The sequence below is a fragment of the Amycolatopsis sp. NPDC049691 genome, assembly GCF_040675005.1.
In the GTDB taxonomy this organism is placed as follows: Bacteria; Actinomycetota; Actinomycetes; order Mycobacteriales; family Pseudonocardiaceae; genus Amycolatopsis.
Genome location: NZ_JBFANX010000027.1, coordinates 15,249 through 28,500, shown reverse-complemented (window position 1 = coordinate 28,500; position 13,252 = coordinate 15,249). Strand labels below are relative to the sequence as shown.

The window sequence follows — 13,252 nt, the reverse complement described above, 5'->3', positions numbered from 1 at the left end:
CACTCGTCCGCTGTGACCGCACCGGCTTGGCTCGAAGTGCTCAACGAGACGCTGGACGCGTGCCGCACGCACGGCCGCGCAGATCTCGCCGAGCGCCTCCGCAGACGTCGCGACGCGCCCGAGGGGCAGATCCGCCTCGGCGTGCTCGGCTTCCCCAAACAGGGCAAGGGATACCTGCTCAACGCGGTGCTGAACGCGCCCGTGTGCGCCGTCGGCGACGCCGCGACCCCCGAGGTCCCCACCGAAATCGGCTACGCCGCCGAACCCGCCGCCACCCTGGTCGGCCGCTCCCGCGAACGGACCCCCGTCGCGGTCGAACGGCTCAGCGGCGAGCTCGGTGCCCGGCCCGCCGGCACGCTCAGCCGCGTCGAGGTCGGCGTGCCGCGCGAACTGCTTTCCGCCGGGCTCGTCCTGGTGGACACCCCGCCGGTCGGCGACCCGCGGTCGCCGCGCACCGCCGCCGCGCTCGACCTGCTCGCCGAAGCCGACGCGGTGATCCTCGTCTCCGACGCCACCGCGCCGCTCAGCGCGGCCGAGCTCGCGCTCGCCCGGCACGTGCGCACCTGGTGCCCGCACGTCGTGCTGGCGCTCACCAAGATCGACGCCTCGCCCGGCTGGCGCGCCGTCGCCGAACGCAACCGCGGGATGCTCGCCGAGGCGGGGATCGACGCGCCGGTCCTGCCGGTTTCGGCCGTCGTGCGCCAGGCCGCCGCGAAGGCCGGTGACGCCGAACTCAACGCGCGTTCGGGCTTTCCGGAGCTGCTCACGTGGATCGCCGAGCAGGCCGCGCGGCCGCCGGAGCAGTCCCGCGCGCTGCTCGCCGCCGTCGGTATCCGCGCCGCCGCCGCGGAACTCGTCGAGTCGCTGCGCGACCGCGTGGAGGCCGCGGGCCAGGACGCCGGGCTCGGCCAGGCCGCGCTGCTGCAGCGCGCGCAACGGCGGGCCGACGACCTGCGCCGGCAGAACACCCGGTGGCAGAACCTGCTTTCCGACGAGATCACCGACCTCATGGGTGACGTCGAGTACGACCTGCGCGAGCGGACGCGCAAGATCGTCAGCACGATCGACCAGACCTTCGACGAGGGCGACCCGGCGAAGGTGTGGGACGAGTTCGCGCCGTGGCTGGACAACGCGCTGGCCGAAGCGATCGAGACGAACTACGCGTGGCTGACCGAGCGGGCGCAGTGGATCGCGCAGGCAGTAGCGGCGTGCTTCGGCGCGCAGTACGACCACGCGCTGCCCGACCTGCCGCTCGACGGCTCGGGCGTGGAAAGCCTCGACGACGTCCGGCGGCCGAAGATCGAGAAGTTCAAGATCGGCCAGCAGGCCTTCACCGGCCTGCGCGGCTCGTACGGCGGCGTGCTGATGTTCGGCCTGGTGACCAGCCTGCCGTGGCTGGGCCTGCCGCTGATCAACCCCGTGTCGATCAGCGCCGGCGCGGCGTTCGCGGTGAAGACGATCCGCGACGAGGGCGGGATGCGGCTGCAGCGCCGGCAAGCCGTCGCCAAGCAGGCCGCGCAACGGCACGTCGACGACGTGTTCCTGCGGTTCAGCAAGGAAAGCCGCGACGCGATCCGCGTGGTGCAGCGGCGGCTGCGCGACCACTTCACCGGCCTGGCCGAGGATCTGGCCGACGAGTTGACCCGCGAGCGCGAGACGATCATGGCCGGCTCCGCGGAGCGGGAGCGCCGGACCGTCCACATCAGACGCGAGATCGACCGGCTGGCCGCGCTGCACCAGCGCGCGGGCGAGCTCGGCACGATCGCCGGGCGGAAGCGGCGGGAGCTTTCGGCGTGACCCGGGACGTCCGCGACCTGCTGCACGCCGCGGCCGGGCTCTACCGCGACGACCCGCGCGCGTCGGCGCTGCTGCACGACTGCCTGAACCGGCTGGAGCAGCCGCTGCGCGTCGCGTTCACCGGGGCGCCGTCGTCGGGGAAGACGACGCTCGCCGCCGCGCTCGGCGAATGGCCGACGCGGGCGCTGCGCGACCTCGTGCTGCTCGACGATCCCGGGCCGGCCGACGACTTCCCGGACGCGACCGTGCGGCTCGTGCGGCACCTCGAGCCGGACGAGCTCGCGGCGGCGCACGCACCGGGGGGCTCGGCGTTCGCGCGGCAGAGCGCGGTCAACTCGGTGCTGGTGCTCTCGCGGGCCGACGAGGTCGGCGCCGGCCGGATCGACGCGTTGCTGACCGCGAAGCAGCTCGCGCGCCGAGCGTGGCGCGAAGACCCGCTGTGCACGGGGTTCCTGGGAGTGATCGCCGTCGCCGGCCAGCTGGCGTATGGCGGCCGGTCCCTGCGCGACGACGAGTTCGACCTGCTCGCCGCGTTCGCCGCGGTGCCGCGCGAAGAGCTGGAACGGCACGTGCTTTCGGTGGACTCGTTCACCGACCCGGCGTTCCCGGGCCCGATCCCGGTCGAGACGCGGCGGTCGCTGGTGGTGCGGTTCGGGATGTTCGGCGTCCGGCTGGCGCTGACGCTGATCCGCACCGGCTGCGACGACCGCCTCAAGCTGTCGGCGGAGCTGGTCCGCCGCAGCGGTCTCGGCGAGCTGCGGGACACGCTCGCGGGGTGTTTCGTGGCGCGCGCCGAGGCGTTGAAGGCGCGCACGGCGGTGATCCGGCTGGAGGCGTTGCTGGCGGCCCAGCCCCGCCCGGGCGGCGACCGGCTGGTGGCCCGGGTGGAGCGCTTCGCGGCGGCCGCGCACGACTTCCGCGAGCTGCGCCTGATCGCGGACATCACGGGCGGCCGCACGGCGTTGTCGGGCGAGCCCGCGGAAGAGGCGATCCGGCTGCTGGGCGCGCAGGGCACGTCCCCGGCGGACCGGCTCGGCCTGGACCCGGACGCGGACCCGGCCGACATCTACGACGCCGGCCTGGACGCGTTGCGGCGGTGGCGCCACGAGGCGGAGCGACCGGACCGGCCGCACGCCGAGCGGACGGCGGCGCACGTCGTGGTGCGGTCGACCGAGGGACTCTTGGCGTTGTTCGCCTAGAGGACCGCGGTGGCCTCGACCTCGACCAGGTGCTCGGGCACGTCCAGCGCGGCCACGCCGATCAGCGAGGCGGGCGGCTTGGCGGTGGTCCCGAGTTTGTCCGCGGCGCGCGCGATCCCGGCGAGCAGTTCCGGCATCTTGTCCGGCGTCCAGCCGACGACGTAGCACGTCAGCTTCGCGACATCGTCGAACGAACCGCCCGCCGCCGCCAGCGCCGTGGCGACGTTGAGGTAGCACTGCTCTACCTGTGCCGCGAGGCCGGTGCCGGCCGCCCAGTCGACTTGCCCGGCGACGAAGACGAGTTTCGTCCCCGACGCGATCGCCACCTGGCGGTACACGTCGATCTCGGGCAGCTCTGGGGGATCCACCAAGGTGACAGCCACTTTTCCTCCGTGGTCTCTTGTGGTTACCCAGGAACCGTAGGAGAGTGCTGGGCGGTACGGAAGAAGGCACTTTTCGGTGACGGGGGAACCAGATGGTGACCAAGCAGGACGCGGACCTCTCCCGCGCGGATTCCCTGGCGCGCGAGATCTTCTCCGACGTCGCCAACAAGTGGGCGTTCCTGATCATCGAGACCCTCGGCGACCGCACCCTGCGCTTCAGCGAGCTGCGCGACGCCGTCGAGGGCATCAGCCACAAGATGCTCACCCAGAACCTGCGGATGCTGGAGCGCAACGGCCTCGTCGAGCGCGAGGTGCACCCGACCGTGCCGCCGCGGGTCGAATACACCCTCACCGAACCGGGGCAGGGGCTGCGCGCGACCGTGGACGCCATGTGCGGGTGGACCCAGCGGTTCCTCGGCGACATCGAGACGGCCCGGCGCCGGTTCGAAGCCTGAGGCGTCGAGAAGAAACCGGCAATCCGGACGCCGTGGTCATCGTTGCCCGGTGTTGACTCGCGTCCGGCCGCGACGCACCATAGACCGGTCTATGGTCAGCGCCGGCCGAAGGAGCACCGCCATGCCCGAAGACGTCCGCCCCCGCGTCCGGCTGTTCGGCGAGCTCCTGGCGCACTGGGCGCGGGAACGCCCCGCCGACACCGCGCTGATCTTCGGTGACCGGCGGTGGACCTGGGCGGAGTTCGACGAGCGCGTCCGGCGGCTCTCGGGCGCGCTGAGCGTCGCCGGCATCGGGAAGGGCGACCGCGTCGCCTTCGTCGACAAGAACCACCCCGCCTGCCTGGAAACGACCTTCGCCGCCGCCGGGGCCGGTGCCGCGAACGCCGTGGTCAACTGGCGACTCTCCGGCGACGAACTCGCCTACGTCCTCAAGGACGCCGGCGCGAAGGTCGTCTTCGTCGGCGCCGAACTCGTGCCCGCGCTCGACGCCATCCGCGACCGGCTGCCCGCGCTGGAGCGCGTGGTCGTCGTCGGCGGGGACCACGACGAGTACGAGGACTTCCTGACGAGCGCGGCGCCGTACACCGCGTCCGATCTCGACGAGGACGACGGCGTCCTGATCATGTACACCAGCGGCACCACCGGCTTCCCCAAGGGCGCGGTGCTGACCCACCACAGCGTCATCGCGCACGGCCTCGCCGCGGGGACCGCGTTCCCGATCGGCCCCGGCGACGTGAACCTCGTCGCGATGCCGCTGTTCCACGTCGGCGGCAGCTGCTACGCCGTTTCCGGGTTCCTCTACGGCGAACCGTCCTACCTGACGCGCGAGCCCGACGCGGCGTCGCTGTTCGCCGCGCTGCAGGCCGGGATCACGCACGCCTTCCTGGTGCCCGCCGTGGTCGCCGGGATCGCGCAGGCCGGCGAGGCCGCGCTCAAGGCGTTCTCCCGGTTGAAGTACCTGTGCTACGGCGCTTCGCCGATGCCCTTGCCGTTGCTGCGCACGGTGCTCGCGGCCTGGCCGGACGTCCGGTTCGCGCAGGTCTACGGCATGACCGAGCTGTCCGGCGCGGTGACCGCGCTCGACCCGGAGGCGCACCGGGACGCGACGCGCCCCGAACGGCTGGCGTCGGCGGGTACCGCACTGTCCGGTGTGGACATCCGGATCGTCGACCCCGTCACGCGGGAAGATGCCGAGGTCGGCGAAGTCTGGGTCCGCACCGAACAGCGGATGGCGGGTTACCTCGGCAAGCCCGAGGCCACCGCGGAGACCATTGTGGACGGCTGGGTGCGCACCGGTGACGTCGGGCGCCTCGACGACGGCGGGTTCCTGTTCCTCGAGGACCGCGTCAAGGACATGATCATCACCGGTGGCGAGAACGTCTACTCGCCGGAGGTCGAGCGCGTCGTCGCGGAGTTCCCCGGCGTCACCGAGGTGGCCGTGATCGGCGTGCCGGACGAGAAATGGGGCGAGCAGGTCAAGGCCGTCGTCGCCGGCGACCAGCTCGACGCCGACAAGCTGATGGAGTTCTGCCGCGAACGGCTGGCCCACTACAAGTGCCCGCGCAGCGTCGACGTCGTGGCAGCGTTGCCGCGCAACGCGACCGGCAAGATCCTCAAGCGGTCGCTGCGCGAGCCGTACTGGCGGGACCGGGACCGGAACGTCTGATGCCCGCGGTCACGCGGCAGGCGTACTTCGAGGCCGCGCTGGACGTGCTGGCGGAGCACGGGTTCACCGAGCTGAACGTGGGACGGCTGTGCCGCGCGCTCGGGGTCACGAGCGGGTCGTTCTACCACCACTTCGGCGGCTGGCCGGGGTTCGTCGAGCGGCTTCTGGAGCACTGGGAGAACCGGCAGGTGCTGATCCTGCGCGCGCGGAACTTCGGCACCGGCGGGCCGTCGGCGGACTTCGCCGCGCTGATGGACCTGACGCTCGGGCTGCCGCACGAGGCCGAGGCGGCGATCCGCGCGTGGGCCGCGAACGACGAAACCGTGCGGGCGGCGCAGAAACGCGTCGACTCCGCCCGGCTGCGGACGGTCGGGGCGGCGGTCAAGGGCATCGTCGGCGACGGCGACCTCGCGCGGACGCTGACGTCGCTGGGCATGGCGATGCTGGTCGGGCACCAGCAGCTGGCGTCGGCGGGGGAGCACAGCGAACTGGCGACGCTGCTGGCCGAGTACACGCGGCTCGTGCACTCGCGGCGGGCTTAGGCGTTGCCGAGAACCCGCGTGACCGCGATCTCCAGGACCACGCGCTGCGGGTTCGGCTTGGGCCGCCGGTACCGCGCGGCATAGCGGTTTTCCGCGTCCCGCACCGACTCCGGGTCGTCGCGCAGCACCGCGCGTCCCTCCAAAGTGGACCACTTCGGGCCCTCCAGCTGGCAGACCGCGACGGGCACGCCCGCGTCGCCCGCGGCCCGGATCATCCGCGCCTTGACGGACGTGCCGAAGGTGATCACGCGCGCGATCCCGGCCTCGAAGTCCACGGTCACGCCGACCGCGACGACGTGCGGGGTGCCGTCCGGCCGGACCGTGGTGAGGGTGGCCAGCCGTCGCTCGGTCCAGAACGCGCGGAAGTCGGGGCCGCGGTCGTCGATCGTCATGGGTCCACGCTAGTCCGTCCGGGTGGCCGGGGCGCCCGTGGGACCACTCACGGTCATAGTAAGGAAAGTTTCCTAACAGTCTTGACCTGGTCTTGAACCTTCTGTCAGGCTCTGATCACCCTCGCCGCAGCCAACGATGACTGTCTTTACGGAGGACCGATGAAGAAGATCGTCCGGGCGGTGGTGGCCACGGCCGCGCTCGCCGCCGGGCTGCTGAGCGTGCCGGCGACCGCGTCCGCGACCGGTACCCCGTACGTGCCGGGGACCCTGCGGCCGTCCGTTTCGCAGGCCACGCAGGATGCCGCGCTGCAGAAGTACTACGACTTCTGGAAGCAGAACTTCCTGACGACCAAGTGCGGCAGCGGAACGTACGCCGTGCTGTCCAAGGACGCCGACCACTCCTTCGTCGCCGAGGGCGAGGGCTACGGCATGACGATCTCGGCGATGATGGCCGAAAAGGACCCGCAGGCCCGCGCGATCGTCGACGGGATACTGAAGTTCGTGAAGGCGCACCCGTCGGTCAACAACAAGGACCTGCACGCGGCCGAGCAGGACGCGAACTGCAAGAGCGTCAACGGCAGCGACTCCGCCACCGACGGCGACCTCGAGATCGCCTACGGCCTGCTGATCGCGGACAAGAAGTGGGGCAGCGCCGGCTCGGTCAACTACAAGGCCGAAGCCGTCCGGATCATCAACGCGATCAAGAAGAGCGAGGTCAACGGCACCACGAAGTTCACGCTGCTCGGCGACTGGGGCAACGACGCGGAGTACCGGAACAGCTCGCGCTCGTCGGACTGGATGCCCGGCCACCTGCGCGCGTTCGCGAAGGCGACCGGCGACAGCTTCTGGGACCAGGTGCGGACCCGCTCGGAGACGGCGGTCAGCCAGCTGCAGTCGTCGTACGCGCCGAACACGGGATTGCTGCCGGACTTCGTGGTCAACACGAACTCGACACCCAAGCCGGCGCCGGCGGACTTCCTCGAGGGCCCGTACGACGGCAAGTACAGCTGGAACGCGTGCCGCGACCCGTGGCGCCTCGGCGCGGACGCGATCTCGTTCTCCGGGAGCGCGGCGGCCAACCAGGTCCGCAAGATGAACACGTGGATCAAGTCCGCGACGGGCGGCGACCCGGCGAAGATCCAGAGCGGCTATTCGCTGTCGGGCTCGAAGACCGAAAGCGGGCAGCACCCGTGCTTCACGGCGCCGTTCGCGGTGGCGGCGATGACGGACGCGGGCAGCCAGGCGTGGCTGGACAAGCTGTGGACGGCGATCTCGACGTGGTCCCCGGACGCGACGGACTACTACGGAACGGGCATCACGATCCAGGTACTGCTGATCCTGAGCGGGAACTACGTGGCCGCTTAGGTTCGCCCCGGCCGCCCTGTTCCGGTGCGGGGCGGCCGGTTCGCGCTCGTCGACTTCCGGGCTCAGCTGGGTTCGCGGACCGGCAACCCCGCCGCGCGGTAGATCTCGTCGATCACGGTCATCGTCTCGACGGCGTCGGCCGCCGAGGTCTTCACCGGTGCGCCGTCCAGGACTGCCGCCGCGAAGGCGTCCAGCTGGTAGGCGTACGACGCCCGGCGCGGGAACTTCTCCGTGCGGCGGTGGCCGTTCACGCGGACCGTGAGCCGGTGGTAAGCCTGCGGGCCCACCGGGTTCAGCACCGCCAGCGACCCCCGCGAGCCGGTCACCTTCGCGCTGATCTTGAGCAACGACGACGACCACATCGAGCACTCGATCCGCCCCGTGTGCCCGGACGGGTACGCCAGTTCCGCCGTCATCGCCCGGTCGACCCGGGGTGACCGCAGCTTCGCCGAAGCCGAGACGACCGACGGCGTCTCGCCGCCGAAGATGCGGGCCATGTGGACCGCGTAGCAGCCCGCGTCCATCGTGGCGCCGCCCGCCAGGTCGTAGTTGTAGCGAATGTCCGAGAACATCGGCAGCGGGAAGCACAACGCGGTCTCGACCCGCTCCGGCGTGCCCAGCTCGCCCGAGGCCACGATCTCCTCCACCCGCAGCGACAGGGGGTGGTAGCGGTAGTGGAACGCCTCCATCACCACGCGGTCCGACTCGGCGGCCAGCGCCGCGATTTCCCGGGCTTCCGCCGCGTTCGCCGTGAACGGCTTCTCGCACAGGACGTGCTTCCCGGCCGCCAGGGCTGCCCGGGTCCAGCGGCCGTGGAGGCCGTTCGGGAGCGGGTTGTACACCGCGTCGATTTCCGGATCCGCCAGGAGCGCTTCGTACGACTGGTGCACGACGGCGATCCCGTGCTTGGCCGCAAACGCTTGCGCGCGCTCGGGTGACCGCGCCGCGACGGCCGTGACCGACACCGAAGGGTTGGCGGCGGCGGGCTTGACCAGGGCCGCCGGGGCGATACGAGCCGCCCCCAGGATGCCGATCCGCAGGCTCATGGGCGCGAAGTTAGCACCAAACCGGATTTCAACAGCCAGTTGACCTCTTCAACAACGAGTTGTAGCGTTCCGGCCAGCCGAACAGTGGAGGTCCGTTATGTCCCGTTCCCGCGCCGCTCAGGCGGTGTTGCTCGCGAGCCTGGCCGTGCTGGTGACCGCGTGCGGTGGTGGTCCGGACGGCGCGGGCGGGACGTCGCAGGCCGCCGGCGCACCCGCGTCCGGCATCCCGGACACCGCCGCCATCGTCCAGGCCGTGCAGAAGGACGCCCAGCTCAACGCGGCCCTGCCGGGCAACGTCAAGTCCGCGGGCCTGCACCTGGCCTCGAACCTGCAGTCCGCGCCCAACAACTTCTACGCCGCCGACGGCAAGACGCCGATCGGCTACGAGGTCGACCTCGCCAAGGCCATCGCCGCCAAGCTCGGCGTCACCGTCACCCACCAGGACATGGCGTTCGGCTCGCTGATCACCAGCCTCCAGTCCGGCCGCATCGACCTGACCATGGCCGGGATGAACGACACCAAGGCCCGCCAGGCGCAGATCGACTTCGTCGACTACTTCACCTCGGGCATCACGATCATGATCCGCAAGGGCAACCCGGACGGCATCACCGGCCCGGACACCCTGTGCGGCAAGAACGTCGCCGTCGTGCAGGGCACCAGCCACCAGAAGTTCGCCGAAGCGCAGAGCACCAAGTGCACGCAGGCCGGCAAGCCCGCGCTCACCGTCACCGCGACCGACAGCGACAACCAGAACCAGAACCAGCTGCGCACCGGCCGCGTCGCCGCGATCCTCAACGACCTGCCCAGCGCCGTCTACATCTCGCGGACGGCGGGCGACGGCAAGTTCTTCGAGGTCGTCCCGGGCGAGCCGATCGAGGGCGGGCCGTACGGCATCGGCGTCAACAAGGCCAACACGCCGCTGCGCGACGCCGTCCAGAAGGCGCTGCAGGCCCTGATCGCCGACGGCACCTACGGCAAGATCCTGCAGGCCTGGGGCGTCGAGCAGGGCGCGATCAAGGAGGCCACGGTCAATGGCGGGTCCTGAACCGCTCCCGATCGTCCGGTTGCGGCACTGGGGACGCTGGGTCGCCGCCGCGATCATCATCGCGCTGCTCGTCCTGCTGGGCATCGCGCTCGGCAACGCGCAGATCGCGTGGAACCAGGTCCCGGACTTCGTCTTCTACAAGGTGATGGCGACCGGCCTGCTCAACACCGTCGTCCTCGCCGTGCTGTCCCAGGCCGTCGCGATCGTGCTCGGCATCGTCATCGCCCTGCTGCGCCGCAGCGCCAACCCGGTCGCGCGGTGGTTCGCCGCCGGCTACATCTGGATCTTCCGCGGCCTGCCCGTGCTGCTGCAGATCCTCCTCTGGTACAACCTGGCGCTCGTCTTCCCCGTGATCGACATCCCGTTCCTGGTCCACGAGCAGACGAACGTGCTGATCAGCGCGTTCACCGCCGCCTTCCTCGGCTTGGCGCTCAACGAAAGCGCCTACATGGCCGAGATCGTCCGAGCGGGACTCAACAGCGTCGACAACGGACAGACCGAGGCGGCGAAGTCGATCGGCATGACGCCGGCCGCGACGCTGCGCCGGGTCGTGCTGCCGCAGGCCATGCGCGTGATCATCCCGCCGACCGGCAACGACTTCATCAACATGCTCAAGGGCACGTCGATGGCGTCGGTGATCGGCGTGACCGAGCTGATCCACGCGGCCAACAACATCTCGTCGAACAACCTGCTGGTGATGGAGACGCTGCTGGCCGCGGCCGTCTGGTACATGGTCGTGGTGACCGTCGCCGGCGTCGGCCAGCACTACCTGGAACGCGCCTTCGGACAGGCCGATCGCGGGCCGCTTTCCCGTGCCGGCAAGGCGTTGCGCGGCGTGCCGCTGGTGAGGAGTGCCCGTGTCTGAACCACTGCTGCGCGCCGTCGGCGTCCGGAAGTCCTACGGTCACACCGAAGTACTCGGCGGCATCGACCTGGAAGTCCACAAGGGACAGGTCGTCTGCCTGCTCGGCCCCTCCGGCGCCGGGAAGAGCACGTTCCTGCGCTGCATCAACCACCTCGAGACGATCGACGCCGGCCAGATCTGGGTCGACGGCGAGCCGATCGGGTTCCGGCAGCGCGGCGGCAAGCTGTACGAACTGCGCGAACGCGAGGTCGCCCGGCAACGCCGGGACATCGGCATGGTGTTCCAGCGGTTCAACCTGTTCGCGCACCGGACGGCCCTGGAGAACGTCGTCGAAGGACCGATCCGGGTGCTCGGGATCAAACCGGACGAAGCCCGCAAGCAGGGGTTGGCGCTGCTCGACCGCGTCGGCCTCGCGCATCGCGCCGACGCGTACCCGGCGCAGCTGTCCGGCGGGCAGCAGCAGCGCGTAGCGATCGCGCGGTCGCTGGCGATGAAGCCGAAGCTGATGCTGTTCGACGAGCCGACGTCGGCGCTCGACCCGGAGCTGGTCGGTGAAGTGCTGGAAGTGATGAGTACGTTGGCGGGGGAGGGGATGACGATGGTCGTCGTGACACACGAGATGAGCTTCGCCGCGGAGGCCGCCGACGAGGTGGTGTTCCTGGCCGACGGCGCGGTCGTCGAGACCGGGCCGCCGGCTGAGGTGCTGAGCGCGCCGAAGCACGAACGCACCCGGCAGTTCCTGGCGAGGATCCTCGCGTGACGCGGATTTCGCCCCGGTACCTGCTCCAGTTCGACGAGCCCGCCGGCTACCTCGACTTCGCCCGGTTCGGCCCGCCGTCGCACGCGGTGCTCGACACCACGGCCGCCCTGCTCGACCAGGCCACCACGGCCGGTCCGTCCACTGTGGACGAGCTGATGCGGCAGGAGGTCCGGGCCAAGGCCGCCGCCGCGCGGCTGTCCGGTTCGGACACCGACCACACGGTGCTGCTGCCGCACACCAGTCTCGGGTTGTTCCAGGCCGCGTTCCACAGCTCCGGCGAGGTGCTCGTGTCGGCGGCGGAGTTCCCCGCCAACACCTACCCCTGGGCGCGCGCCGAGCAGGCCGGCCGGCTGCGGGTCCGCCGCCTGACCGGCGGTTATGTGACGCCTGAGCGGGTCGCCGAAGCGTTGACGCCGGAGGTCACCACGGTCAGCGTCAGCGCGGTCGACTTCCGCACGGGCTACCGCGCCGACCTCGCCGCGCTGCGCGACGCGGTGGGCGACCGGCTCCTGGTCGTCGACGGCATCCAGGGCTTCGGCGTGGTCGAGGAGCCGTGGGAGGTCGCCGACGTGCTGGTCGTCGGCGGGCAGAAGTGGCTGCGCGCGGGCTGGGGGACGGGCTTCGCGGTGCTTTCGGACCGGGCCCTGGAGCGGATGGACCCGATCCTGTCGGGCTGGACCGGCGCGCGCGACCCCGGCCTGTTCGACGACGAGATCCACCCGCCGGACGCGACCGCGCAGGCCTGGTCGATCTCCAACCTCAGCCCGATCACGTCCGGCGCGTTCGCCGAGGCCCTCGAACTGGTCGAGGACGCCGGCGTCGGCGCGATCGCGGCGCGGATCGCCGAGCGGCTGGGCGCGTTCGAAGAGGTGCTCGCGTCCTGCGGCGCCGAGGTCGTCTCGGCGGTCGATCGCCGCGCGGGGATCCTGGCGTTCACGTTGCCCGGCCACCCCGCGGAGCAGGTCGGGGCGGCACTGGCGAACGCGGGGATCGCGGCGACCGTGCGGCCCGAGCACGTCCGGCTGTCGCCGCACGCGTCGACTCCCGCGGCGGCCGCCGACCTGCTCCGGGAAGCGTTGGAGACGCTGACGAAGCCGCGCGAACCGCTGGTCGTCCCGGCCGCGGGCGCGACGACGCACGAGGTGCTGACGGCGCTGGTGCCGGCGATCCCGGGGCTCGCGGCGATGCTCGGGCCGGGCAACGAGGTGCTGCTGCACGACCTGAGCAGGCTGCCGGACTCGATCATCGCCATCGCGGGCGACCTGACCGGCCGCAGCGTCGGCGGGCCGATGACCGACCTGCTGCTCGGTCTGGTCCGCCGCGGCACGACCCAGGACCTGACGAACTACCGCACGCACGGCCCCGACGGCCGCGCGATCCGGTCGTCGACGCTGTTCCTGCGGGACGCCGACGGGGTCGCGGTCGGGTGCCTGTGCGTCAACAGCGTCGACGCGTCGGCCGCGGCGGGTGGCAACGGCGAGCCGGAGACTTTCCCCCCGGACGTCGACAGCCTGCAACGGTTCCTCGTCGACCGCGCGGTGGCGAAGGCCGGGATCCCGGTGGACCTCATGAAGAAGCGGCACAAGGCGGCCGTGGTCCGGGAACTCGACGAAGCCGGTTATTTCCTGATCAAGGACGCGGTCGACCACCTGGCAGGCCGCTTGGACGTCACGCGGTACACGATCTACAACTACCTCAACGAAATCCGCGCCTGATCGGGGCATTGCCCGCACGCGT

Annotated in this window: 13 protein-coding genes; 10 read left to right on the top strand and 3 right to left on the bottom strand. The window is 71.2% G+C overall.

Going from position 1 to position 13,252, the window contains the following annotated elements:
- The first annotated feature begins 12 nt into the window (after positions 1–12).
- The gene (locus AB0J40_RS40865) at positions 13–1,797 is read left to right on the top strand and encodes an isoniazid inducible protein IniA (RefSeq protein WP_364464833.1); all 1,785 of its coding nucleotides are present in this window, start codon (positions 13–15) and stop codon (positions 1,795–1,797) included.
- The gene (locus tag AB0J40_RS40860; protein WP_364464831.1) at positions 1,794–2,996 is read left to right on the top strand and encodes a GTPase; all 1,203 of its coding nucleotides are present in this window, start codon (positions 1,794–1,796) and stop codon (positions 2,994–2,996) included. Before AB0J40_RS40865 ends, AB0J40_RS40860 begins: the two co-directional genes overlap by 4 nt.
- Here AB0J40_RS40860 and AB0J40_RS40855 read toward each other — a convergent pair.
- The gene (locus AB0J40_RS40855; RefSeq protein WP_364464829.1) at positions 2,993–3,379 is read right to left on the bottom strand and encodes a RidA family protein; all 387 of its coding nucleotides are present in this window, start codon (positions 3,377–3,379) and stop codon (positions 2,993–2,995) included. The two genes, AB0J40_RS40860 and AB0J40_RS40855, sit on opposite strands and share 4 nt — an antisense overlap.
- Positions 3,380–3,471: 92 nt before the next feature.
- Between AB0J40_RS40855 and AB0J40_RS40850 the strand changes: the two genes are divergently transcribed.
- The 3 genes from AB0J40_RS40850 (at position 3,472) to AB0J40_RS40840 (ending at position 6,042) form a co-directional block, all read left to right on the top strand.
- Positions 3,472–3,834 (top strand): helix-turn-helix domain-containing protein, encoded by a 363-nt coding sequence (locus AB0J40_RS40850; protein ID WP_364464827.1) that lies wholly within the window; start codon positions 3,472–3,474, stop codon positions 3,832–3,834.
- 121 nt (positions 3,835–3,955) lie between these two features.
- Entirely contained in the window at positions 3,956–5,500 is a 1,545-nt protein-coding gene (locus AB0J40_RS40845; RefSeq protein WP_364464825.1) for a long-chain fatty acid--CoA ligase, read from the top strand.
- The gene (locus tag AB0J40_RS40840; RefSeq protein ID WP_364464823.1) at positions 5,500–6,042 is read left to right on the top strand and encodes a TetR/AcrR family transcriptional regulator; all 543 of its coding nucleotides are present in this window, start codon (positions 5,500–5,502) and stop codon (positions 6,040–6,042) included. The genes AB0J40_RS40845 and AB0J40_RS40840 overlap by 1 nt, the downstream gene beginning before the upstream one ends.
- On the opposite strand, the gene AB0J40_RS40835 is transcribed toward AB0J40_RS40840, so the two are convergent.
- A complete protein-coding gene (locus AB0J40_RS40835) occupies positions 6,039–6,434 on the bottom strand; it encodes a TIGR03618 family F420-dependent PPOX class oxidoreductase (RefSeq protein ID WP_364464821.1) in 396 nt (131 codons plus the stop codon). The two genes, AB0J40_RS40840 and AB0J40_RS40835, sit on opposite strands and share 4 nt — an antisense overlap.
- Positions 6,435–6,593: 159 nt before the next feature.
- On the opposite strand from AB0J40_RS40835, the gene AB0J40_RS40830 reads away from it, so the two are divergent.
- Positions 6,594–7,799, top strand: coding sequence for a glycosyl hydrolase family 8 (locus AB0J40_RS40830; protein ID WP_364464819.1), 1,206 nt, complete (start codon positions 6,594–6,596; stop codon positions 7,797–7,799).
- A gap of 62 nt (positions 7,800–7,861) precedes the next feature.
- Here the strand turns inward: AB0J40_RS40830 and AB0J40_RS40825 are convergent, their stop codons facing one another.
- Complete coding sequence (locus tag AB0J40_RS40825; protein ID WP_364464817.1) at positions 7,862–8,845, bottom strand: Gfo/Idh/MocA family oxidoreductase; 984 nt, start codon at positions 8,843–8,845, stop codon at positions 7,862–7,864.
- A 97-nt stretch (positions 8,846–8,942) separates the two neighbouring features.
- On the opposite strand from AB0J40_RS40825, the gene AB0J40_RS40820 reads away from it, so the two are divergent.
- The 4 genes from AB0J40_RS40820 to AB0J40_RS40805 are packed head-to-tail and all read left to right on the top strand — an operon-like array spanning position 8,943 to position 13,230.
- Complete coding sequence (locus AB0J40_RS40820) at positions 8,943–9,890, top strand: ABC transporter substrate-binding protein (RefSeq protein WP_364464815.1); 948 nt, start codon at positions 8,943–8,945, stop codon at positions 9,888–9,890.
- Positions 9,877–10,755: an amino acid ABC transporter permease gene (locus AB0J40_RS40815; RefSeq protein WP_364464813.1), complete on the top strand. Its 879-nt coding sequence runs from the start codon at positions 9,877–9,879 to the stop codon at positions 10,753–10,755. Before AB0J40_RS40820 ends, AB0J40_RS40815 begins: the two co-directional genes overlap by 14 nt.
- Complete coding sequence (locus AB0J40_RS40810; protein WP_364464811.1) at positions 10,748–11,515, top strand: amino acid ABC transporter ATP-binding protein; 768 nt, start codon at positions 10,748–10,750, stop codon at positions 11,513–11,515. Before AB0J40_RS40815 ends, AB0J40_RS40810 begins: the two co-directional genes overlap by 8 nt.
- On the top strand, positions 11,512–13,230 hold the full coding sequence (locus AB0J40_RS40805; protein ID WP_364464809.1) for an aminotransferase class V-fold PLP-dependent enzyme: 1,719 nt from the start codon (positions 11,512–11,514) through the stop codon (positions 13,228–13,230). The genes AB0J40_RS40810 and AB0J40_RS40805 overlap by 4 nt, the downstream gene beginning before the upstream one ends.
- Positions 13,231–13,252: the final 22 nt, after the last annotated feature.